The sequence below is a fragment of the Phreatobacter aquiterrae genome (assembly GCF_053471285.1).
Window position 1 is genome coordinate 174,060 of record NZ_JBJPHW010000007.1, and the last position, 21,324, is coordinate 195,383.

At 67.6% G+C, this 21,324-nt stretch carries 21 protein-coding genes and 1 riboswitch; of the genes, 7 read left to right on the top strand and 14 right to left on the bottom strand.

Translation table 11 applies throughout. The features are described from left to right. The first annotated feature begins 63 nt into the window (after positions 1 to 63). Both ubiE and ubiB read left to right on the top strand, forming a co-directional pair. Positions 64 to 837 (top strand): bifunctional demethylmenaquinone methyltransferase/2-methoxy-6-polyprenyl-1,4-benzoquinol methylase UbiE, encoded by a 774-nt coding sequence (gene ubiE, locus ACJ4V0_RS12720; RefSeq protein ID WP_527248926.1) that lies wholly within the window; start codon positions 64 to 66, stop codon positions 835 to 837. A 4-nt stretch (positions 838 to 841) separates the two neighbouring features. Continuing rightward, positions 842 to 2,410, top strand: coding sequence for a 2-polyprenylphenol 6-hydroxylase (gene ubiB, locus ACJ4V0_RS12725; protein WP_448299944.1), 1,569 nt, complete (start codon positions 842 to 844; stop codon positions 2,408 to 2,410). 242 nt (positions 2,411 to 2,652) lie between these two features. On the opposite strand, the gene dapE is transcribed toward ubiB, so the two are convergent. The 4 genes from dapE to dapD all read right to left on the bottom strand — a co-directional run bounded on the left by dapE (position 2,653) and on the right by dapD (position 5,699). After that, complete coding sequence (gene dapE, locus ACJ4V0_RS12730; RefSeq protein WP_448299945.1) at positions 2,653 to 3,813, bottom strand: succinyl-diaminopimelate desuccinylase; 1,161 nt, start codon at positions 3,811 to 3,813, stop codon at positions 2,653 to 2,655. Between the two features lie 13 nt (positions 3,814 to 3,826). Next, a complete protein-coding gene (locus ACJ4V0_RS12735) occupies positions 3,827 to 4,282 on the bottom strand; it encodes a DUF805 domain-containing protein (protein ID WP_448299946.1) in 456 nt (151 codons plus the stop codon). A gap of 85 nt (positions 4,283 to 4,367) precedes the next feature. Then, positions 4,368 to 4,835 (bottom strand): DUF805 domain-containing protein, encoded by a 468-nt coding sequence (locus tag ACJ4V0_RS12740; protein ID WP_448299947.1) that lies wholly within the window; start codon positions 4,833 to 4,835, stop codon positions 4,368 to 4,370. Between the two features lie 21 nt (positions 4,836 to 4,856). Next, entirely contained in the window at positions 4,857 to 5,699 is an 843-nt protein-coding gene (gene dapD, locus ACJ4V0_RS12745; RefSeq protein ID WP_448299948.1) for a 2,3,4,5-tetrahydropyridine-2,6-dicarboxylate N-succinyltransferase, read from the bottom strand. 193 nt (positions 5,700 to 5,892) lie between these two features. Between dapD and ACJ4V0_RS12750 the strand changes: the two genes are divergently transcribed. Continuing rightward, positions 5,893 to 7,170, top strand: coding sequence for a hemolysin family protein (locus tag ACJ4V0_RS12750; protein WP_448299949.1), 1,278 nt, complete (start codon positions 5,893 to 5,895; stop codon positions 7,168 to 7,170). A gap of 122 nt (positions 7,171 to 7,292) precedes the next feature. Further along, on the top strand, positions 7,293 to 7,838 hold the full coding sequence (locus ACJ4V0_RS12755; RefSeq protein WP_448299950.1) for a VOC family protein: 546 nt from the start codon (positions 7,293 to 7,295) through the stop codon (positions 7,836 to 7,838). A 7-nt stretch (positions 7,839 to 7,845) separates the two neighbouring features. On the opposite strand, the gene ACJ4V0_RS12760 is transcribed toward ACJ4V0_RS12755, so the two are convergent. The 8 genes from ACJ4V0_RS12760 to rph all read right to left on the bottom strand — a co-directional run bounded on the left by ACJ4V0_RS12760 (position 7,846) and on the right by rph (position 15,654). Beyond that, entirely contained in the window at positions 7,846 to 9,018 is a 1,173-nt protein-coding gene (locus tag ACJ4V0_RS12760) for a mannosyltransferase family protein (protein WP_448299951.1), read from the bottom strand. 9 nt (positions 9,019 to 9,027) lie between these two features. Beyond that, positions 9,028 to 10,038, bottom strand: a complete 1,011-nt coding sequence (locus ACJ4V0_RS12765) for an NADP-dependent oxidoreductase (protein WP_448299952.1) — start codon at positions 10,036 to 10,038, stop codon at positions 9,028 to 9,030. 46 nt (positions 10,039 to 10,084) lie between these two features. Further along, a complete protein-coding gene (locus tag ACJ4V0_RS12770) occupies positions 10,085 to 10,936 on the bottom strand; it encodes a DUF2971 domain-containing protein (RefSeq protein WP_448299953.1) in 852 nt (283 codons plus the stop codon). A 251-nt stretch (positions 10,937 to 11,187) separates the two neighbouring features. Then, positions 11,188 to 11,805, bottom strand: a complete 618-nt coding sequence (locus tag ACJ4V0_RS12775) for a class I SAM-dependent methyltransferase (protein ID WP_448299954.1) — start codon at positions 11,803 to 11,805, stop codon at positions 11,188 to 11,190. 10 nt (positions 11,806 to 11,815) lie between these two features. Then, positions 11,816 to 13,714, bottom strand: coding sequence for a phosphomethylpyrimidine synthase ThiC (gene thiC / locus ACJ4V0_RS12780; RefSeq protein ID WP_448299955.1), 1,899 nt, complete (start codon positions 13,712 to 13,714; stop codon positions 11,816 to 11,818). Between the two features lie 19 nt (positions 13,715 to 13,733). After that, positions 13,734 to 14,135, bottom strand: coding sequence for a hypothetical protein (locus tag ACJ4V0_RS12785; RefSeq protein ID WP_448299956.1), 402 nt, complete (start codon positions 14,133 to 14,135; stop codon positions 13,734 to 13,736). Then, positions 14,127 to 14,251: riboswitch (TPP riboswitch) on the bottom strand. (Overlaps the previous gene by 9 nt.) Positions 14,252 to 14,308: 57 nt before the next feature. Further along, complete coding sequence (locus ACJ4V0_RS12790) at positions 14,309 to 14,944, bottom strand: non-canonical purine NTP pyrophosphatase (protein WP_448299957.1); 636 nt, start codon at positions 14,942 to 14,944, stop codon at positions 14,309 to 14,311. Next, on the bottom strand, positions 14,941 to 15,654 hold the full coding sequence (gene rph / locus ACJ4V0_RS12795) for a ribonuclease PH (protein WP_448299958.1): 714 nt from the start codon (positions 15,652 to 15,654) through the stop codon (positions 14,941 to 14,943). Before rph ends, ACJ4V0_RS12790 begins: the two co-directional genes overlap by 4 nt. Positions 15,655 to 15,817: 163 nt before the next feature. On the opposite strand from rph, the gene hrcA reads away from it, so the two are divergent. Continuing rightward, positions 15,818 to 16,915 (top strand): heat-inducible transcriptional repressor HrcA, encoded by a 1,098-nt coding sequence (gene hrcA, locus ACJ4V0_RS12800; RefSeq protein ID WP_448299959.1) that lies wholly within the window; start codon positions 15,818 to 15,820, stop codon positions 16,913 to 16,915. 101 nt (positions 16,916 to 17,016) lie between these two features. Beyond that, complete coding sequence (locus ACJ4V0_RS12805) at positions 17,017 to 17,397, top strand: VOC family protein (RefSeq protein WP_448299960.1); 381 nt, start codon at positions 17,017 to 17,019, stop codon at positions 17,395 to 17,397. A gap of 66 nt (positions 17,398 to 17,463) precedes the next feature. Here the strand turns inward: ACJ4V0_RS12805 and ACJ4V0_RS12810 are convergent, their stop codons facing one another. Both ACJ4V0_RS12810 and ACJ4V0_RS12815 read right to left on the bottom strand, forming a co-directional pair. Further along, complete coding sequence (locus ACJ4V0_RS12810) at positions 17,464 to 18,084, bottom strand: alpha-ketoglutarate-dependent dioxygenase AlkB family protein (protein WP_448299961.1); 621 nt, start codon at positions 18,082 to 18,084, stop codon at positions 17,464 to 17,466. Beyond that, a complete protein-coding gene (locus ACJ4V0_RS12815) occupies positions 18,081 to 18,977 on the bottom strand; it encodes a hypothetical protein (RefSeq protein ID WP_448299962.1) in 897 nt (298 codons plus the stop codon). The genes ACJ4V0_RS12810 and ACJ4V0_RS12815 overlap by 4 nt, the downstream gene beginning before the upstream one ends. Positions 18,978 to 19,361: 384 nt before the next feature. On the opposite strand from ACJ4V0_RS12815, the gene dnaK reads away from it, so the two are divergent. Continuing rightward, on the top strand, positions 19,362 to 21,260 hold the full coding sequence (dnaK, locus tag ACJ4V0_RS12820; RefSeq protein ID WP_448299963.1) for a molecular chaperone DnaK: 1,899 nt from the start codon (positions 19,362 to 19,364) through the stop codon (positions 21,258 to 21,260). Positions 21,261 to 21,324: the final 64 nt, after the last annotated feature.

Sequence of the window (21,324 nt, forward strand, 5' to 3'; positions counted from 1 at the left end):
CTTGGGAACGTGTGACCCGACCCCACATAGCGCCAGCCGGATCGTTCCGCTATGGTCCCGCCGATTTCGCAGGACCCGGCCATGTCAGCAGCCACCGACCAGACCGATTTCGGCTTCCGCCGCGTCGACCTCGACGCCAAGCAGGATCTCGTGGACGATGTGTTCCACAAGGTCGCCGGTCGCTACGACCTGATGAACGACCTGATGTCGGCCGGCCTCCACCGCATCTGGAAGGACGTCATGGTGACGCGCCTCGGCGTGCCGAAGGCCCGCCCCTTCCGCCATCTCGATGTCGCCGGCGGCACCGGGGACGTCGCCTTCAAGGTGGTCGGCGCCGGTTCCGGAGCGCAAGCCACCGTCTGCGACATCAACGCCGAGATGCTGAAAGTGGGCCGCTCCCGCGCCGACAAGCGCAGCCTGTCGGAGCGCGTCGAGTTCGTGCAGGGCAATGCCGAGGCGCTGCCCTTCCCGTCCTCCACCTTTGACGGCTACACGATCGCCTTCGGCATCCGCAACGTGCCGCGCATCCAGACGGCGCTCGACGAGGCGTACCGCGTCCTTCGCCCCGGCGGCCGGCTGCTGGTGCTGGAGTTCTCGCCCGACGTCGTGCCCGGCCTCGACCGCGTCTATGACGCCTATTCCTTCGCCGTGATCCCGCCGATGGGGAAGATGGTGACGGGCGATGCCAAGCCCTACCAGTATCTGGTCGAATCCATCCGCAAGTTCCCGCGCAACGACGTCTTTGCCGGCATGATCACCAAGGCGGGCTTCTCGCGTGTCGAGGTGACGCCGATGACCGGCGGCATCGCCTGCCTGTCCGGCGGCTGGAAGATCTGACGCCGTGATTGCAGGCGCCATCCATCTCCTCCGCCTCGCGCGGGCCGGCTTCGTCTTCGCCCGCGAGGGGGTTCTCGGCCTCGTCGACCCGCAGGCCCTGCCGCCGCCGGCGCGCCTCGCCCTGCGGCTGGCGCGCATCGTCGAGCGCCCGAGCGCCGGCACGCGCTCCGACCGGCTGACCGCCGCCCTCACCCGCCTCGGCCCCACCTATGTGAAGCTCGGCCAGTTCCTGTCGACCCGGCCGGACGTGGTCGGCGCCCTGATCGCGCGGGATCTCGAGAGCCTGCAGGACAAGGTGCCGCCCTTCGACCAGGCGCTGGCCGAGAAAATCGTCGCCGATACGCTCGGCCAGCCGGTCGCCGAGGCCTATGCGAGCTTCGGTCCGCCGATCGCCGCCGCCTCCATCGCGCAGGTCCACAAGGCCACCGTCCGCGACGGCGACACGATCCGCGACGTGGCTGTGAAGGTGCTGCGCCCGCGCGTCGCCGACCGCTTCCGCGCCGATCTCGCCGACTACTATTTCGCCGCGCGGCTCGCCGAAAAGCTCGTCCCGGACTCGCGTCGCCTCAAGCCGGTCGGCATCGTCGACACGCTCGCCCGGTCCATGGCGATCGAGCTCGACCTCCGGCTGGAAGCGGCCGCCGCGTCGGAGATGGCCGAGCGGACAGCGGCCGATCCCGGCTTCCGCGTGCCTACCGTCGACTGGAACCGCACCGGGCGCTCGGTGCTCACCACCGAATGGATCGACGGCATCAAGCTCGGCGACCGCGAGGGGCTGGCCGCCGCCGGAGTCGATCCGCGCGCCCTCGGCCAGATCGTCATCCAGAGCTTCCTGCGCCACGCCCTGCGCGACGGCTTCTTCCATGCCGACATGCACCAGGGGAACCTCTTCGCCGACCGCGCCGGCAATCTCGTCGCCGTCGATTTCGGCATCATGGGCCGCATCGGCCCGAAGGAGCGGCGGTTCCTCGCCGAGATCCTGCTCGGCTTCATCACCAAGCAGTACAGGCGAGTCGCCGAGGTGCATTTCGAGGCCGGCTATGTGCCGGCGCATCACTCAATCGACGAGTTCGCCCAGGCGATCCGCGCCATCGGCGAGCCGATCCATTCGCGCACGGCCGACCAGATTTCGATGGCGAAGCTCCTGTCGCTGCTCTTCGAGGTGACGGCCATCTTCGACATGAAGACGCGCACCGAGCTTCTCCTGCTGCAGAAGACCATGGTGGTGGTGGAGGGCGTCGCCCGCTCGCTCGACCCGCGGCTCGACATCTGGACCAGTTCCGAGCCGGTGGTGCGGGAGTGGATCACCCGCAACCTCGGTCCCGTCGGCCGCATCGAGGAGGTCGGCTCCGGCGTCCGTCTCGTCGGCCGCGTCATCGGCGAGGCCCCGGCCCTGCTGACGCGCGCGGCCATGCTGTCGGAGCGCATCGACGAGATGACGAAGGACGGCTTCGTGCTGGCCCCGGAGTCGCTGAAGGGCATCGGCGAGGCCGAGGCCCGCCGCAACCGCTCCTCCACCGTGGCCCTGTGGGTCATCGCCGCGCTGCTGGCGGCGCATCTCATCTGGGGGTAGTCCCGCAGTTGGTCACTTTCCGGGCCTCCCCATGCCCTGCACGACGGGATTGCGTCCTTCGAGGCTCGCTGCCGCTCGCACCTCAGGATGAGGATGGTGGTGATCTGCATCAGGGATGATTGAGGCGCGGCGATTGTGGGCCAGCGCCTTCCATGCAGAAGAATACCTCCTCATCCTGAGGTGCGAGCGGCAGCGAGCCTCGAAGGACGCACTTCACAGGTGCAAGGCGTCTGCTCTTTCGTCTACCCCCCGAAATACCGGTCGATGATGCGCCGGTAGATGGCCGTCAGCGCCACGAGATCGGCGACCGGCACGCGCTCGTCCACCGCATGCATGGTCTGGCCGACGAGGCCGAACTCGATCACCGGGCAATAGTCCTTGATGAAGCGCGCATCCGAGGTTCCGCCGGAGGTGGAGAGCTCCGGCCGCCGCCCGGTCACTTCCGCGATCGTGTCCGAGATCATCTCCACGAAGGGTCCCGGTTTGGTGATGAAGCTCTGCGAATTGCCGCGGGCATAGGCGACCGACGCCACGATGCCGGGCTTCGCCGCCGCCGCCGCGATGCCCTCGATCCAGGTCTTCAGGCCATCGAGCGTCTGCTCGTCGTTGAAGCGGATGTTGAGGCGCGCCACCGCCTTCTGCGGGATGACGTTGGTCGCGGCATTGCCGACATCGACCGAGGTGATCTCCAGGTTCGACGGCTGGAAATGCGCATTGCCGGCATCGAGCGGCTTTGCCGTCAGCCGGCTCAGGATGTCGATCAGGACAGGAATCGGATTGGCGGCGCGCTGCGGATAGGCGACGTGCCCTTGCCGGCCCTCCACCGTGATGACGGCGGACAGCGACCCGCGCCGGCCGATCTTGATCATGTCGCCGAGGGCCTGCGGATTGCTCGGCTCGCCGACGATGCAGTGGTCGAAGCGCTCGCCACGCGCATGGGCCCATTCCAGCACCTTCACCGTGCCGTTCACCGAGGGGCCTTCCTCGTCGCCGGTGATGAGGAAGCCGATGGAGCCCCTGGGCTGGCCGCCATGCGCGGCGAGATGGTCGAGGGCGGCGGCGAGGAAGCAGGCGATCCCGCCCTTCATGTCCACCGCGCCACGGCCGTGGAGCTCGCCGTTGTCCACCTCGCCGGCGAAGGGGCCATGCCGCCACTGGCCGGCATCGCCGGGCGGCACCACGTCGGTGTGCCCGGCGAACAGGAGATAGGGGGCGCCGGTGCCGATCCGGGCGTAGAGGTTCTCCACGTCCGGCGTGCCGGGCTCGGAGAAGGTCATGCGCGCGACGGTGAACCCCGCCGGCTTCAGCACGGCCTCGAGGGCGGCGAGAGCGCCGCCCTCCTCGGGGGTCACCGACGGGCACCGGACGAGTGCGCGCGTCAGCGCGACCGGATCTGCACTCATGTCGGCGTCGGTCTTACGCCTGGGCAGTTTCGAGCGGGTCGGGGCCGTAGCGGTTCGGGCCGCGGGTTCCCTGGAAGAAGCCGAGGTCGACCAGCGCCCACAGGCCGGCCACCGCAATCGCCAGCGAGAAGATGAGCGAGATGAAGCTCGGGCCGCCGACCTCGATCGGCATGATCATGTTCTTGATCTGGAAGGCGATGTTGAGCGCCATCAGCGCCTGCACATAGGTCTGCGGATAGTCGCGGTCATTCGACCGCTTCACCATGAGGAAGTAGGCCGGCAGCGTCATGGCGAGGCCGACGAGGCCGGCGAGGATGGCCGCCCCCCAGATGCCGGCGACCGCCCAGCCTATGAGGCCGGCGACGAAGCCGAGAACGATGTTGGCAACGATCAGGATGACGATGCCGATCCAGAATTCCTGGCGTGCGATGCGGCCGTCACCGTTCAGAAAGAGCTTCTGCAAATCCATGGGTCTTGTCTCTGTTGATGGGGCGCCCGTTCCGAGACTGGCGGGCGAAGGGCGCAACGTCAACGTGCAAGGTTTCAGCGTGGTGTCATGCGAGGGGGTCGGGCCCGTAATGATTGGGGCCTTCTTCGCCGCGCATGACGCCGAGATCGATGACGAGGACGATCAGGGCGACCAGCACCCAGATGCCGAGGACCATCAGGAGAGGTGCCAGCGGGCTCTGCGCGTTCACGTGTCCCATCACCTGCAGCAGGCTGACCAGGAAGGCCGGCAGGAACAGGAACAAAAGGTAGAGGTCGGAATGGCCGCGGTCGTGCGCCCGCTTGATGGAGAGCGCCAGCGAGGGATAGAGGAAGACGAGCCCCACCACCGCCGCCGCGGGATGACCGCCGAAATCCATGGCCAGGCGGTCGCCGATGAAGGCGAAGACATTGAGCACGACGGCCGCCACCCAGAACGGCAGCCGCGGAATGCGACCCTCGAAATCGAGGAACAGATAGGACCAGGCTGCGGGCTCCAGCCAGACCTGCCGGTCGGTCCAGTCGATCCTGGCCATGGCGGGAGCCCTCGGTTGCCGTCAGTCGCGCAGCAGCTCGTTGATGCCGGTCTTCGAGCGGGTCTTCTCGTCGACCGTCTTCATGATGACCGCGCAATAGGTCGACGGACCCCAGTTCTCGCCCGGCAGCGCCTTGCCCGGCAGCGAGCCGGAGACCACCACCGAATAGGGCGGCACGCGGCCGACATGGATCTCGCCGGTCTGGCGGTCGACGATCTTGGTGGAGGAGGACAGGAACACGCCCATCGAGATCACCGAGCCCTCGCCGACGACGACGCCCTCGACCACCTCGGAACGGGCGCCGATGAAGCAGTTGTCTTCGATGATGGTGGGGTTGGCCTGGAGGGGCTCCAGCACGCCGCCGATACCGACGCCGCCGGACAGGTGGACGTTCTTGCCGATCTGCGCGCAGGAGCCGACCGTCGCCCAGGTGTCGACCATCGTGCCCTCGTCGACATAGGCGCCGAGGTTCACGAAGGAGGGCATCAGCACGACGTTCTTCGCGATGAAGGCCGAGCGCCGCACAACGCAGTTCGGCACGGCGCGGAAACCGGCCTTGCCGAACTCGGCCGCGCCCCAGCCATCGAACTTCGAGGGCACTTTGTCCCACCAGGACGATCCGCCGGGGCCGCCGGAGATCGTCGTCATGTCGTTGAGGCGGAAGGACAGCAGCACCGCCTTCTTCAGCCACTGGTGCACCACCCAGTCGCCGGTCTCCTTCGAGGCGACGCGCAGCGTGCCCGAATCGAGCAGGTTCAGCGCGGTCTCGACGGCGTCGCGCACCTCGCCTTTGGTGGCGGCGTTGACATCGGCGCGGTTGTCGAAGGCGGTCTCGATGACGGACTGCAAATGGGCGTGGGACATGGCGATTTCCGCGTGACGTCAGGGCTGGTCGCGCCTTGTCCCCGCGCCACCCGGTCCTGTCAAGCGACGCTCCGGTCGCAGCCCCGATGCGCGCCCTGTACCAGAGCCATGGTCTTCGCCCTGCCCTTTCCTGTATGCAGTCGCGCGAAGCGGGCCGATGTTGAGCGCGGTTGCCGTATGGCGTGAGGTGTCGTTGTACCTTGAGATCGCGATCATCCTGGTCCTGACCGTCGTCAACGGCGTTCTGGCCATGTCGGAACTGGCGGTCGTCTCGTCGCGGCCCGCCCGGCTCAGGGTGCTGAGCGACCAGGGCAGCAGGGGCGCTGGGATAGCCCTGCAGCTCGCGGACCATCCCGGCCGGTTCCTGTCCACCGTGCAGATCGGCATCACGCTGGTGGGCGTGTTCTCCGGCGCCTTCTCCGGCGCGACCCTCGGCGTGCGCGTCTCCAATGGACTGCAGGGCCTCGGCCTGTCGCCCTTTGCGGCCGAATGGCTCGGCGTCGGCTCGGTCGTCGTCCTCATCACCTATCTGTCGCTGATCATCGGCGAACTGGTCCCGAAGCAGATCGCCCTGCGCAACCCCGAGCGCATCGCGGCCATGGTCGCCCCCGCGATGGCGATGCTGTCGCGGATCGCCGCGCCGCTCGTCTGGCTGCTGGACGGCTCCGGCAAGCTCGTCCTCACGCTGCTCGGCCAGAGGGCCGATGGCGACGACAGGGTCACCGAGGAAGAGGTGAAGACCATCATCGCCGAGGCCGAGACGGCCGGCGTTCTCGCGCGCGACGAGGGGGCGATGATCGCCGGCGTCATGCGCCTCGCCGACCGCACCGCCAATGCGCTGATGACGCCCCGTCGCGAGGTGGAGGTGATCAATCTCGCTGAGCCGCTCGACACCCTCCGCCAGCGCGTGCGCGCGACGCGCCGCTCGCGCCTGCCCGTGCAGGACGGCGATGCCGATTCGATCGTCGGCGTCGCACTGACCAAGGACCTGATCGAGGCGCTGGGCGCTCGCTCGCGGCCCGACATCGCCAGCCTCGTCCACGACGCCCCGATCGTCCTCGACCGCACGCCGGCCCTCGACGTGCTCCGGGCGTTGAGAGCCTCCAGCGCCCACATGACCCTCGTCTTCGACGAATACGGCCATTTCGAAGGCATCATCACCGCCAACGACGTGCTGGAAGCCATCGTCGGCGCCCTGCCCGACGAGCCCGACGAGGAGCCGGCCATTGTCACCCGCGCCGACGGCTCGCTGCTCATCGGCGGCTGGATGGCCGCCGACGAGTTCGCCGCCCAGCTCGGCGTGCCGGTGGACCGCGACGCCGACTTCCAGACGGTGGCCGGCTTCGTGCTGCACGAGATGCAGCGCCTGCCGGCGGTCGGCGAGAGCTTCGACAAGGCCGGCTGGCGCTTCGAGGTGATCGACCTCGACGGCCGGCGCATCGACAAGATCCTGGCGACGCGCATCCTCTGACCCGCAAGCCTGTCTTGCACCGCTGCAAGAATCGGCTTGCCGCCCTCGCGCGGCGGGCCAGCCGGGCACATCTTGCGGGGGACGGCGGAGAGACCGCCCCCTTGAGATCGAAGGAGCCCCCGATGTCCGCCATCCATGCAGCAGCCGCGCCGCTCGTCCCCGCCGAGACCACGCCGGCCCCGATCCACCCCGGCACGCGCATCGGCCACGTCCATCTCAAGGTCGCCGACCTCGACCGGTCGCTCGCCTTCTACCGCGACGTGCTCGGCTTCCAGGTCACCCAGCGCTACGGCGACCAGGCGGTGTTCCTCTCCGCCGGCGGCTATCACCACCACCTCGGCCTCAACACCTGGGAGAGCAAGGGCGGCCGCCCGCCGGCTCCCGGTACCACCGGCCTGTTCCACACCGCGATACTCTATCCCGACCGCGCTGCCCTCGGCGATGCGCTGCGCCGCCTCGTCGAGGCCGGCATCCGCCTCGACGGCGCCAGCGACCACGGCGTCTCCGAGGCTCTCTACCTCACCGACCCCGACGGCAACGGCGTCGAGCTCTACCGGGATCGCGAGCCGGCCGACTGGCCGCGCAACGCCGACGGCACGCTCGCCATGGTGACGAAGCGGCTCGACCTGCAGGCGTTGCTGGCCGAGGCCCCGGCCCGCGACGCCTGAGGCGCCCTCACCCCGCCCAGTGCCACTGGCTGAAATGGGCGGTGGTGACGAAGAGCCCGCCGGCCCCGGCCGCGATCAGAAGAAGCGTCAGCCGGGGCCGGCCTTCCAGCAGCAGCGCCAGCGTCACCACGGCGGGGAAGACCATCAGCGCATAGCGCGGCATGGAGGAGAATCCGGCGATGCCCGGCGCCAGCGAGACATAGGGAATGGCGAGCGCCAGCACCGCATAGGAGGTCCAGGTCCAGGGCAGGCGGAAAGCTCCCAGCGCCACCAGCGCGGCGACGGCGAGGAACCAGTAGGTCCCATAGGTGAGAGGCCGGAGCGGACGCAGCATGGCCGCATTCAGGATGCGGCGGCCGATGCCCATGTCGCCCGACCAGGCCTGCTGACCCTTGGCGAAGGCGAAGGGGTCGCCGAAGACCCAGCCCTGCCAGGCGATGAAGAGAAGGAGCCCGCCCGTCGCCACCGCGCCGAGCAGGAGGACCATCGGCACCCGCCGCAGCCAGGGCAGGGGCGAGGTGAGCGCCACGGCCGCCATGATCACCGGCACCAGCGCCACGCTGGCCGAGCGCGCCGCCGCAGCAACGCCGCAGGCGAGCGCCGCGAGCCAGAACCGCCGCTGAGCCAGCGCGTGGAAAGAGGCGAGGACCAGGGCGAGGGCCACCGGCTCGGTATAGGCGGCCGAGAGAAAGACAGAGGTCGGCAGGAAGGCCATCAGCACCGCTGCACGGATGGCAACGGCGGCGCCAAGAAGAGGCCGCACCAGCGCCGCCAGCAGGCCAATGGCCACGAAGCCCCCGGTCACCCCCACTAGCAGCATGGCGTCGAAGACGCGCAGCCCCGTCGATGCAGATAGGCCCTTCGCCATGAGCGGCAGCAGCGGGAAGAAGACGATGGAGGTCTCCACCGAGCGGTCGGGATTGACGGAGTAGCCCTTGTTGGCGATCCCGAGATACCAGCCGGTGTCCCAACGCAGCAGCCGGTGGAACCAGAGCTCGCCGAGGTCCCACAGGCGGGGCCCGCCGGGCCGCCGGGAGATGACGAGTTCGGCGAATTCCACGCCGAGGAAGACGACGAACCGCGAGACGAGGAAGATCGCCAGCGCCGCCAGCACCGGATGGCGCAACGCGAGGTCCACCGTCGCCGCGCGCCAGCCGGCGGCCGGTGCTGTCTGCGTCATGGTCATGGCTCAGCCGTGCAGGCGGATGAGGCGCTTGCCGCGGTTCTCGCCGCGATAGAGCGAGGCGATGGCGTCGGGCGCCGCCTCGATCCCCTTGAGGATGTCCTCGGCATAGCGGAGCCGGCCGGAACGGATCCACCCCGCCAGCCGCGCCAGCGCCTCGCCGTAGCGGTGGGCATAGTCGAAGGCCAGCACGCCCTGCATGCGGGCGCGCTTGACGAGGATGTGCCGCTCCGGGCGCGGCCCCGACGGCCAGGGGTCCCAGGACGACACCGAGGCCGTGCCGCAGATGACGACGCGCGCGCCCATGGAGAGGTTCTGCAGCACCGCGTCCGAGATGGCGCCCGAGGTGTTGTCGAAATAGACGTCGACGCCGGCCGGGCAAGCCTCGGCCACCGCCGCGGCGATGTCGTTCGTCGCCTTGTAGTCGATCGCCGCGTCGTAGCCGAAGTCCTCAAGGCACTGGGCGACCTTGTCCGGCCCGCCGGCGATGCCGACCGTGCGGCAGCCCATGATCTTCGCGATCTGCCCGACCGCCGAGCCGACCGAGCCCGATGCGGTCGAGACCACCACCGTGTCGCCGGGTTTCGGCAGGCCGACGTCGATGAGGCCGAAATAGGCGGTGAGGCCATTGATGCCCATGACGCCGAGCGAGGTGGAGAGCGGCAGGTCGGCCTCGGTCACCTTGCGGGTGACGGCGGAGGCCGGCACGGCGGCAAGCTCCTGCCAGCCGAACATCCCCGTCACCTTGTCGCCGGGCGCAAAGCCCGGATGCTCGGAGGCAACGACCTCGCCCGAGGCAAAGGAGCGCATGACCTCGCCGATGGCGACGGGCTGGGCATAGTTCGCCACCGCCGAGACCCAGCCGCGCATGGCCGGCTCCACCGAGAGGAACTGGTTGCGCACGAGAATCTCGCCGGGTTTCAGCGCCGGCGGCTCATAGGCCTCGATGCGGAAGTGCTCGCTCTGCGGGATGCCGTCGGGACGGGCGGCGAGGACGACACGGCGGGAGGTGGGCATGGGCTGGGGCTCGCGAACAACCATCGAATTCAAACAAAAAGATGACCTATCGATACGTTGAATCTGATCGCATTACCTCAACATTCTCGTACCCATTGCGCTTCAGCATGAGCCGAACGGTATCTTCCGAAGTCTTGTTTTTTGGCCCAAGATATACCGTGCCGATAGAAGGCACGTCCACTTTCTCCAGTTTTATCCGCCGAAACGGTACAATGCGGTCGCGGAGAGGCCGAAAATCAAAGCCACTCCTAGTCTCTTCGTCGCCACTCATATTGTGCGAAATAAGGCGCCATTCGCGCTCATCGCAAAATGATGGATTTTTCATTGTAAACGCATCAAGATATACAATCAACGAAACTGGCAGAATTCGTCCCCACTGCCTCCTTCGCGCCTCGAACGATTCTTCGCTTTCGAGAATGCCTTTTACTGGCACTCGTGCCCCGCCGTTCCTGCAAATATCCGCGAACCATTGGACCGCTTGCGCAACTTTCTCGTCTTGCTTCTCTTTTTCGTAGATTATCTGACTAAGTGATGCATTGAATATGTCACCGCGGTCGCGCTTTAGCTCTCCAAGTTTTCGAAAGTAGTCTGCGTAGAAACCAACAGAAAAACCGCACCCATCCGATGCATATGAACGCCATTGCGTCAACAAATCGGGCTTCTCAGACATACAAAATGCAGCAGCTCCTATCTGACGTATCCCTATGTCCAGTGTTCGCTCAACATAATCTATCTGATCAGGACTGATCTGATTGATAGCAAGACCAGCGCGAATAATTCGCTTGATCCAAAGCCCCTCCTCGCTGTCATTGGACAAAGACAAATCCGAAACCCAGACCTCCCCACTCGCCAATATCGATGCGAAGGTTTCGTTGGAACAATAGTGATAGAGCAGCATTCTGCACCATATACCGAAATTGCGAATGCTGACAATGGCGGCCAAATCGCTGGTGAGTAGTAGCACATGCGTTCAATTGGGGATGCGGGCGATACAATTCCAAAATGACGGATAGTTGTGTCTTCACTGACGCGGTATATAGGTGTTCCGCATGAGTGATTTGACAGCAGGGAAGCTTCCAAGCTGCTTGCAACGCGACTTCCGCGCTTGCGACAGCGAGGGGCAGTCGGACTCTCTTCGTCCCACGCCCCCTACCTCCTCCTCCCCGTCAGCCCGATGACCGCGGACATCCCGGAATGGCCGGAGCCTTCCTGCAGTTCCGTCTCCTCCTCGGTGAGGGACAGATCGGCGAAGTCGCCAAAGGCCTCCTCCAGCATGGCGCGGGTGTAGAGGTTCTCGATCTGCTTCGGCCCGCCGGTGCCGTAGGCGAGCTGCTTCGGCGTATAGCCGACGATGATGAGCAGCCCGCCGGGCTTCAGCGCCCGCCGCATGCCGGCCCATTTCAGCGCCCGGCCATCGGGCGGTGAGAACTGGGTGAAGATCTCCGCCACAACGTCGAAGGCGGCCTCGGGGTAGTCCCAGGAATGGGCGTCCGCCTCGACGAAGGTGACGGCGACGCCGTGCTCGGCGGCAAGCCGCCGTGCCTTCGCCTGAGCCGTTGGCGAGAAGTCGGTGGAGACGACGTCGAGGCCCTGGCGGGCGAGCCAGACGCCGTTGCGCCCCTCCCCGTCCGCCACCGCCAGCGCCTTTCCGGACGCCGGCAGGAGCGGCTTGCATCGGGCGAGGAAGGGGTTCGGCTCGCGGCCGAAGCGGAACTCCGCTCCGGCGAAGCGTTCCTCCCACTGGTCGAAGCCGGGTGGTCTGGTCATGGCAGGAGCCTCAAAGCACCTTGTTGCTCGCCTTCACCGCTTCCGCCGTCTCGACATAGACCTTGCCGCCCATGGCGAGGAACTTCTCGCTCATCTGCGCCATGCCCTGCTCGGCGGTGAGTGCGTCGGCGCCGGCCACCGCCCGCTTGTCGGGATCGTTCAGCGTCGCGGCGTAGTCGCGCACATCCTGCGTGATCTTCATCGAGCAGAACTTCGGCCCGCACATGGAGCAGAAGTGGGCGACCTTGTGCGCCTCCTTCGGCAGCGTCTCGTCATGGTAGGCGCGGGCCGTGTCGGGGTCGAGGCCGAGGTTGAACTGGTCCTCCCAGCGGAAGTCGAAACGGGCGCGGGAGAGCGCGTCGTCGCGCAGCTGCGCTGCCGGGTGGCCCTTGCCGAGATCGGCCGCGTGGGCGGCGATCTTGTAGGTGATGACGCCGACCTTCACGTCGTCGCGGTTCGGCAGGCCGAGGTGCTCCTTCGGGGTGACGTAGCAGAGCATGGCGCAGCCGAACCAGCCGATCATGGCGGCGCCGATGCCGGAGGTGATGTGGTCGTAGCCCGGCGCGATGTCGGTGGTCAGCGGTCCGAGCGTGTAGAAGGGCGCCTCGCCGCACTCCTTCAACTGCTTGTCCATGTTGATCTTGATCTTGTGGATCGGCACGTGGCCGGGCCCCTCGATCATCACCTGGCAGCCCTTCTTCCAGGCGATCTGGGTGAGCTCGCCCAGCGTCTCGAGTTCCGCGAACTGGGCGGCGTCGTTGGCATCCGCGATGGAGCCGGGCCTGAGGCCGTCGCCGAGCGAAAACGACACGTCGTAGCGCCGCATGATGTCGCAGATCTCGTCGAAATGCTCGTAGAGGAAGCTCTCGCGGTGATGGGCGAGGCACCACTTGGCCATGATCGAGCCGCCGCGGGAGACGATTCCCGTCACGCGGTTGGCGGTGAGCGGCACATAGGCGAGGCGCACGCCGGCGTGGATGGTGAAGTAGTCGACGCCCTGCTCGGCCTGCTCGATCAGCGTGTCGCGATAGAGCTCCCATGTGAGCTTGACGGGATCGCCGCCGCACTTCTCCAGCGCCTGGTAGATCGGCACCGTACCGATCGGCACCGGCGAGTTGCGGATGATCCATTCGCGGGTGTTGTGGATGTTGCGCCCCGTCGACAGGTCCATGACCGTGTCGGCGCCCCAGCGGATCGACCAGACCAGCTTGTCCACCTCCTCCTCGATGGAGGAGGAGACGGCGGAATTGCCGATATTGGCGTTGATCTTCACCAGGAAGTTGCGGCCGATGATCATCGGCTCGAGTTCCGGGTGGTTGATATTGCAGGGGATAATGGCGCGGCCGCGGGCGATCTCCGAGCGGACGAACTCCGGGGTGATGAAGGCCGGGATCTCCGCGCCGAAGCTCTCGCCGTCGGCGATCTTCGCTTCCGCCCCTTCCAGCATCGCCTTGCGGCCGAGGTTCTCGCGCTCCGCGACGTAGATCATTTCCTTGGTGATGATGCCGGCTCGCGCAAACTCGTACTGGGTGATCGGCGCGTCGCCGACACCGCGCAGCGGCGGATTGGCGAGCGGGAAGGCGCGGGCGAGGTGCTTGCCGGCGTTGCCGTTGTCCTCGGGCTTCACCTCGCGGCCCGCATAGGCCTCGACGCCGCCGCGCTCCAGAACCCAGGAGGCGCGGGCGCGGGAGAGGCCCTTCTCCACGTCGATGACGACATTCGGATCGGTGTAGGGGCCGGAGGTGTCATAAAGGACGACGTTCGGCTCGCCGGCGCCGGCCTGGAGCTGGATCTCGCGCAGCGGCACGCGCAGGTCCGGGGCCGCCTCGGGGATTGCGAATATCTTGGTGGAGGCGGGCAGCGGACCGGTGGTAACGGCCGCCTTGATGTCCTTGACGGGGGCGTTCATGGGGCTTCCTCGAATGGTCTTATGGTGTGGGGGACTGCGGCCAGTAGCCGGCAATGGTGAGGATGGCGCCGAGGATCAGCCAGACGGCGGCGGCGATCTTCATCGCGCCGTCGCGGGCGATGAGGTCGCGGCCGATGGCGGCGGCGCGGTCGGGAGCGATGACGCGGATGCCGCCGCCCACCAGCATGGCAAGGCCGATGAGGGTGATGAGCGTCCGCCAGTCGGGGGCGACGACACGGTGCGCCAGCAGGATGGCGACGCCTGCGGTCAGGATCAGGAGCCCGGACAGGAAGACCAGCGCGGTGCTCTTGAGGAACTCGGCCGCCAGCGCCCGGTAGGCGCCCGGACTGACCAGCAGGCCGATTCCCACCGCCAGCATGATGGGGCCGATGAGCCTTGCGAGATAGACTGAAGTCAACATGGTGTCCCATCCCTCCGCCGGCATGACCCGGATCAGGTTCAAGGGTCGCTGCGGAGTTCCGGGCAGGAACGGTGCAGCCTCTCAGCCCCTTCGTCGGGGCCCCCCTTGGACAAGCCTCAAATTGGACCCTTGGCCGGCGAAGTCAAGCGGGGCGGCGCGGGGCAGGCCCGACGTCAGCCTGCCAGCACGGCCTTCTCCAGCGCCATGAAGGCGCGGGCGCGGTGCGAGAGGCCCTGCCCCTTCGGCGGCAGGCCGTGCTTTTCCTCCGCACTCATCTCGCCGAAGGTGAGGCTGTGACCATCAGGCAGGAACATCGGGTCGTAGCCGAAACCCCTGTCGCCGCGCGGCGGCCAGACCAGCGTGCCGAAGACGCGGCCCTCGAAGATCTGCTCGGGCCCATCAGGAAAGGTCAGGGCCAACGCCGAGACGAAACGGGCCTTCGCGCCGGTGGTGACGACGCCGCGCAGGGTCAGTTCGCGGTCGACGCGGGCCATTGCGGCGGCGAAGTCGCGCGGATTGCCGGCCCAGTCGGCGGTGAAGAGGCCCGGCGCGCCATCGAGCGCATCGATGGCGAGGCCGGAATCGTCGGCAATGGCGGCAAGCCCTGTGGCTTCGGTCGCCGCCCGCGCCTTGAGCGCGGCGTTCTCGGCATAGAGTGTGCCGGTCTCGGCCGGCTCCGGCAGCCCGAGCTCCCCGGCGGAAACGAGGTCGATACCGTGCGGAGCCAGCAGGTCGCGAAACTCGGCGAGCTTGCCCTTGTTGTGGGTAGCGACGACGAGGCGGGTGCCGGGGCCGATCCGCGCGCTCATGCCACCGCCGTCTTCTGAAGGTCGACGAGACGGACGCAGCCGGCGCGGGCGAGCGACAGGAGGTTGAGGAGCTCGGCCTCGGTGAAGGGCGTCTTCTCCGCCGTGCCCTGGATCTCGACGATCCCACCGGCGCCGGTCATGACGAAATTGGCGTCGGTATCGGCTTCCGAATCCTCGGCATAGTCGAGGTCGAGCACCGGCGTGCCCTGATAGATGCCGCAGGAGACCGCCGCGACATGGTCGCGGATCGGATTGGTCTTCAGCATGGACCGCGCCGTCATCCAGGCGATGCAGTCGTGCAGCGCCACCCAGGCGCCGGTGATGGCGGCGGTGCGGGTGCCGCCGTCGGCCTGGATCACGTCGCAGTCGAGGGTGATCTGCCGCTCGCCCAGCGCCTGCAGGTCGACGACCGTGCGCAGCGACCGGCCGATCAGGCGCTGGATCTCCTGCGTCCGGCCCGACGGCTTGCCGGAGGTCGATTCGCGCCGGGTGCGCTCCAGCGTGGCGCGCGGCAGCATGGAATATTCCGCCGTCACCCAGCCGCGGCCCTGGCCGCGCAGCCACGGCGGCGGCTTTTCCTCGAGCGAGGCCGTGCAGAGCACGTGGGTGTTGCCGAATTTCACGAAGCAGGAGCCTTCCGCGTAGCGGGCGACGGCGCGCTCCAGCGAGACGGGGCGGAGCGCATCGGGTTCGCGCTTGGAGGGACGCATGGCGGGTTCCGTTCTTGTCTCGGGGTCGGGGGGTCTTAGGGCGCAAAGCCCGGCGCGGCAAGGACGGCGTCGGGCGCCAGCGGCCGCATTCCATTTTGCAATGCGGCAGATGGCGCTTGAACAATGCCGCGCCAGCGACCAGATTTGGCGTGGAGGTCGCCCCTTGTCCGCCGAAGTTCCGCGTTCCAGCCCGCATCTGTCCGCCGCCGCGAACTCCGCGCTGGCCAAGCTCGACGAGCGCTCGCGGGAGATCTTCCGCCAGATCGTGGAGAGCTATCTGGCGACCGGCGAGCCCGTGGGGTCGCGCAACCTGTCGAAGATCCTGCCGATGACCCTGTCGCCGGCCTCGGTGCGCAACGTCATGCAGGATCTCGAGGAGGCCGGCCTCATCTTTGCGCCGCACACCTCGGCGGGACGCCTGCCGACCGAGACGGGACTGCGCTTCTTCGTCGACGCCCTGATGCAGTTCGGCGATCTCGCCGCCGACGAGCGCAACGCCATCGAGGCGCAGGTCGCCGCCTCCGCCCGCGACCATTCGTTCGAATCCGTGCTGGCGGACGCAACCCAGCTTCTGTCCGGCATGTCGCGCGGCGCCGGCGTCGTTCTCACCTCCAAGAGCAACGTCCGCCTCAAGCACATCGAGTTCGTCCGCATCGAACCGGAGCGCGCCCTCGTCGTGCTGGTCTCCGAGGACGGCCAGGTCGAGAACCGTCTCGTGCCCATCCCGGCGGGCCTGCCGCCCTCCGCGCTGGTCGAGGCCTCCAACTTCCTCAACGCCCACATCCGCGGCCGGACGCTCGCCGAGGCGCGCACCGAGATGCAGAAGAGCCTCGAGCAGGCCCACAACGAACTGGACGGCCTGACCCAGAAGCTGGTCGAGGCCGGGTTCGCCTCGTGGTCGGGAGGCGAGCCGTCCGACCGCAAGCTCATCGTGCGCGGCCAGGCGAACCTGCTCGGCGATCTGAGGGCCATGGAGGACCTGGAGCGTATCCGCCTCCTGTTCGATGATCTGGAATCGAAGCGCGAACTCGTCGACCTGCTCGGCCGCGCCGAAACCGCTGAAGGCGTGCGCATCTTCATCGGCTCGGAGAACAAGCTGTTCTCGCTGTCGGGCTCGTCCATGGTGGTGGCGCCCTATCGCGACGCCGAGCGCCGCATCGTCGGCGTCCTCGGCGTCATCGGGCCGACCCGCCTGAACTATGCGCGCATCGTGCCGATGGTGGACTACACGGCCAAGGTTCTCTCCCGCCTCATTACCTGACCCGATCTGCCTCATTGTCGCCGGGCTGCAATCGGACCATGCTTGAGTGCCGTTGACGGTGGGGAAGTCTCCCTCCGCGCGCAGTGATGGAGGAAGCCCGCATGAGCGGCAGGTTCACCTGGAACGAGCTGATGACCAACGACATCGCCAGGACGAAGGCCTTTTATGGCCAGACCCTGGGGTGGACCTTCGATCCGTTCCCGATGCCGGACGGTGAATACTGGATCGCCAAGGCTCCGGACGGCACGCCGGCTGCCGGCATCATGCCGATGGACCCGCAGGACACCGAATCGCAGCCGGGCTGGCTCGCCTATGTGCAGGTCGACGACCTCGACCGCGCCGTCATGGCGGTGACCAGCGCCGGCGGCCAGATCCTGCAGCCGGCGATGGACATCCCCAATGTCGGCCGCATCGCCGTGATCGAGGATCCGGCCGGAGCCGTGATCGGCCTGATGAAGCCGGTCGGCGCGCCGACGAGCTGAGCTTTCGCTCGAACGATGGATACGCAATGCCCGGCCTCGCGCCGGGCATTGTTGTGTCAGGCGCGCTCACTCCGGCGTCGTCACCCGGCGCAGCGTCAGGTTGATGCGCCCGCCATCCTTCAGAAGCGTGCTCGTGCCCGGCAGGATCCGGTCGACGCCGTGATGGGCCAGGCGCGCCGCGCCGCCAAAGACCAGCACGTCCCCGGAAGCAAGCTTCACCGAGGCGGTCTTGCCGCCGCGCTCCGTGCCGCCGATGCGGAAGAGCCCGGTCTCGCCCAGCGAGATGGAGACGACCGGCGCAGCCAGATCCTCCTCGTCGCGATCCTGGTGCAGGCCCATGCGGGCGCCGGGTCCATACCAGTTGACGAGGCAGGCCTCGGGCAGGTGCGGATAGCCTGCCACCACTTCCCAGATCGCCAAGATCGAGGCCGGAATGGCCGGCCAGGGCTCGCCGGTCTCCGGATGCAGCGGCTGGTAGCGATAGCCCGCCCTGTCGGACACCCAGCCGAGTGCGCCGAGATTGGTCATGCGGACAGAGAACGGGCGGCCCGAACGCGGCATGACCGGCTGGAACAGCGGCGCGCGGGCGATCAGGCTCCGCAGGGTTTCGACCAGATCGCGCTGGCCGGCGGGATCGAGATAGCCGGGATGCCAGGTGCATCCTGGAACCACCGCCACCGCCGTCATTGCTGCGGCGCGGGCGCCGGTTGCGGCCGCGGCCGTGCCGGCCGGCGTGCCGGCGGCGCATCGGACGGCGGACCCCCGACCCGTGCCGCGAGGTTCTCGGCCCGCGCCTCGGTGAACTTCAGCGCGCAGAAGGCCGGGCCGATGTCGGAGGTGCCGTAGTTGCGGCACAGCCGCTCGCGATTGGCCGGAAAGCCCGCCTGCTCCTGCAGGAACTGGCGGCCCTCGGGGGTGGTGCGCAGCCGCGCCTGGAGAATGCGGCGGGCGTCGTTGAGCTTGCGCTCGGCGACGCCGCGCGCCCGCTCGATCTCGCGGTCCGAGGTGATCTCGCGGTCGTTGGGACCCCACAGCCCGGTCGGGTCGACGACGCAGTCGTCGAAGGTGCAGGCCCCGCCGGGCGCGGCGACGAAGGCGGCATCGGCCATCAGGTCGAGGGTGATGGTGCAGCCCGGAAAGGTCGCCTCGTAGCGGGCGAGGCCGTCGGGCCGTCCCAGCGGCTTGAGCGGGATCGGCTGGCCGCCATTGAGGTTCGGCGTGCAGATGTTGCGGATATCGTTGCCCCGCCGCCCGATCACGCCCTGGGCGACGATCGTGTAGGTCGGCTGGGCCGGCGGCCCCGCGCGCGAGATGACGAGCGAGCCATGCTGGCCGAGGAAGCGCAACGTCCGGCCCGGCAGCCCCTCTTCCCAGCGCCGGAGCGGCGGGCCCGTAACAGTGCGCGGCACCAGCGGATTGGACGCGTCGCCCGGCCCGCGCGGTGCGGTCGAACGACCCGGGGCCGTCGCTCCCTGCGGGGTCGGGGCTACCGCGCCGGGAAGCTGCAACTGCGCGAGCGCCTGCCCGCCACCGGAGGCGGCAAGGACGAGGGACAAGAGCAGGGCGGCGCGACGCGGCATGAATCATCCAGGAATGTGAATGCGACACATAACCCGGCCGGGAGTGACGGTCACCCGTCCGTGATCATCTTCTGCGCTTCGCCGTCTCATGTTGCGCCAGGGACGCACCTGACGCGACGCGTCGGCCGGGCTCTGGAGGCGCGATTCCTTCACACCGATGTGACGGTGGCGCTTGCGGCGCCATGACGCCCCCCCTATATCCGGCGCAACCGGCGGAAAGCGGCAAGCTCTTGCGGTTTCCCGCCATGCCAACACCAGCTTGCAAACCCCAGCTTGACGAAGGGGTCGGCGCAGGTGGTCCGGGCGGAAATCCCTCTCCGTCCATGGACTGTCAGCGTCACGGGTGCTTCGGGCCCGGCCGACCCGCTTGAGAAGGAGAAGACCATGGGCAAGGTCATCGGTATCGACCTCGGAACGACGAATTCCTGCGTGGCGGTCATGGAAGGCACCACGCCGAAAGTCATCATCAATTCGGAAGGCGCCAACACGACGCCGTCCATCGTCGCCTTCACCGACGAGGAGCGCCTCGTCGGCCAGCCGGCCAAGCGCCAGGCTGTGACGAACCCCGAGCGCACCATCTTCGCGGTGAAGCGCCTCATCGGCCGCCGCTTCGACGATCCGACGGTCACCAAGGACCAGAAGCTCGTCCCCTACAAGATCGCCCGCGCCGGCAACGGCGACGCCTGGGTCGAGGTGGAGGGCAAGACCTATTCGCCCTCGCAGATTTCCGCCTTCACGCTGATGAAGATGAAGGAGACGGCGGAGGCCTATCTCGGCCAGACCGTCGATCAGGCCGTCATCACGGTTCCCGCCTATTTCAACGACGCCCAGCGTCAGGCCACCAAGGACGCCGGCAAGATCGCCGGCCTCGAGGTGCTTCGCATCATCAACGAGCCGACGGCGGCCGCTCTCGCCTATGGCCTCGACAAGAAGACCACCGGCACGATCGCGGTCTATGACCTCGGCGGCGGCACGTTCGACGTGTCGATCCTCGAGATCGGCGACGGCGTCTTCGAGGTGAAGTCGACCAACGGCGACACGTTCCTCGGCGGCGAGGACTTCGACATGCGCCTCGTCGACTACCTGGCGGCCGAGTTCCAGAAGGAACAGGGCATCGACCTGCGCAAGGACAAGCTCGCCCTGCAGCGCCTGAAGGAAGCCGCCGAGAAGGCCAAGATCGAGCTGTCGTCCTCGACGCAGACCGAGATCAACCTGCCCTTCATCACGGCCGACGCCTCCGGTCCGAAGCACCTGCAGTTGAAGCTCACCCGCGCCAAGTTCGAGGCGCTGGTCGATGATCTCATCCAGCGCACCATGGAGCCCTGCAAGAAGGCTCTGAAGGATGCCGGCATCTCGGCGGGCCAGATCGACGAGGTCGTTCTCGTCGGCGGCATGACCCGCATGCCGAAGGTGCAGGAGGTCGTGAAGCAGTTCTTCGGCAAGGAGCCGCACAAGGGCGTCAACCCGGACGAGGTCGTCGCCATCGGCGCCGCCATCCAGGCCGGCGTTCTGCAGGGCGACGTGAAGGACGTTCTCCTCCTTGACGTGACCCCGCTGTCGCTCGGGATCGAGACGCTGGGCGGCGTGTTCACGCGCCTCATCGACCGCAACACCACGATCCCGACCAAGAAGAGCCAGGTCTTCTCCACCGCCGACGACAACCAGAACGCGGTGACGATCCGGGTCTTCCAGGGCGAGCGCGAGATGGCGGCCGACAACAAGATGCTCGGTCAGTTCGACCTGATGGGCATCCCGCCGGCTCCCCGCGGCGTGCCGCAGATCGAGGTCACCTTCGACATCGACGCCAACGGCATCGTCAACGTCCAGGCCAAGGACAAGGGCACCGGCAAGGAGCAGCAGATCCGCATCCAGGCCTCCGGTGGCCTCTCCGACGCCGACATCGAGAAGATGGTGAAGGACGCCGAGGCCCACGCTGCCGAGGACAAGCAGCGCAAGGAACTCGCCGAGGCGAAGAACCAGGCCGACGGCCTCGTTCACTCGACCGAGAAGGCTCTCGCCGAACATGGCTCCAAGGTCGCCGAAGGTGACCGCAAGGCCATCGAGGACGCGCTGGCGGCCGTGAAGGAAGCGGTGAAGGCCGAGGACGTCGAGAGCCTCAAGGAGAAGACCAACGCCCTGGCGCAGGCCTCCATGAAGCTCGGCGAGGCCATGTATGCGGCCCAGCAGGACGAGGCCGGCGCCGAAGGCGCCGAGCCGAAGAAGGACGACGTCGTCGATGCCGACTTCACGGAAGTGAAGGACGACAAGAAGAAGAGCGCGTAAGGCCTGACCGGCCTTTTCATCGAGCCCCCGGACACCGATCCGGGGGCCTTCGCTTGACGAGGGG

What these genes read in the sequence shown, in the direction of transcription:
- ACJ4V0_RS12770 (WP_448299953.1), bottom strand. Translation starts at nt 10,936, where the DNA reads ATGCTGCTCTATCACTATTGTTCCAACGAAACCTTCGCATCGATATTG.
- ACJ4V0_RS12735 (WP_448299946.1), bottom strand. Translation starts at nt 4,282, where the DNA reads ATGGATTTGCAGAAGCTCTTTCTGAACGGTGACGGCCGCATCGCACGC.
- ACJ4V0_RS12805 (WP_448299960.1), top strand. Translation starts at nt 17,017, where the DNA reads ATGAGCGGCAGGTTCACCTGGAACGAGCTGATGACCAACGACATCGCC.
- dapE (WP_448299945.1), bottom strand. Translation starts at nt 3,813, where the DNA reads ATGAGTGCAGATCCGGTCGCGCTGACGCGCGCACTCGTCCGGTGCCCG.
- ACJ4V0_RS12760 (WP_448299951.1), bottom strand. Translation starts at nt 9,018, where the DNA reads ATGACGCAGACAGCACCGGCCGCCGGCTGGCGCGCGGCGACGGTGGAC.
- ACJ4V0_RS12815 (WP_448299962.1), bottom strand. Translation starts at nt 18,977, where the DNA reads ATGCCGCGTCGCGCCGCCCTGCTCTTGTCCCTCGTCCTTGCCGCCTCC.
- rph (WP_448299958.1), bottom strand. Translation starts at nt 15,654, where the DNA reads ATGCGTCCCTCCAAGCGCGAACCCGATGCGCTCCGCCCCGTCTCGCTG.
- ACJ4V0_RS12755 (WP_448299950.1), top strand. Translation starts at nt 7,293, where the DNA reads ATGTCCGCCATCCATGCAGCAGCCGCGCCGCTCGTCCCCGCCGAGACC.
- ACJ4V0_RS12785 (WP_448299956.1), bottom strand. Translation starts at nt 14,135, where the DNA reads ATGTTGACTTCAGTCTATCTCGCAAGGCTCATCGGCCCCATCATGCTG.
- ACJ4V0_RS12775 (WP_448299954.1), bottom strand. Translation starts at nt 11,805, where the DNA reads ATGACCAGACCACCCGGCTTCGACCAGTGGGAGGAACGCTTCGCCGGA.
- dnaK (WP_448299963.1), top strand. Translation starts at nt 19,362, where the DNA reads ATGGGCAAGGTCATCGGTATCGACCTCGGAACGACGAATTCCTGCGTG.
- thiC (WP_448299955.1), bottom strand. Translation starts at nt 13,714, where the DNA reads ATGAACGCCCCCGTCAAGGACATCAAGGCGGCCGTTACCACCGGTCCG.
- ACJ4V0_RS12810 (WP_448299961.1), bottom strand. Translation starts at nt 18,084, where the DNA reads ATGACGGCGGTGGCGGTGGTTCCAGGATGCACCTGGCATCCCGGCTAT.
- ACJ4V0_RS12790 (WP_448299957.1), bottom strand. Translation starts at nt 14,944, where the DNA reads ATGAGCGCGCGGATCGGCCCCGGCACCCGCCTCGTCGTCGCTACCCAC.
- ACJ4V0_RS12740 (WP_448299947.1), bottom strand. Translation starts at nt 4,835, where the DNA reads ATGGCCAGGATCGACTGGACCGACCGGCAGGTCTGGCTGGAGCCCGCA.
- ACJ4V0_RS12765 (WP_448299952.1), bottom strand. Translation starts at nt 10,038, where the DNA reads ATGCCCACCTCCCGCCGTGTCGTCCTCGCCGCCCGTCCCGACGGCATC.
- dapD (WP_448299948.1), bottom strand. Translation starts at nt 5,699, where the DNA reads ATGTCCCACGCCCATTTGCAGTCCGTCATCGAGACCGCCTTCGACAAC.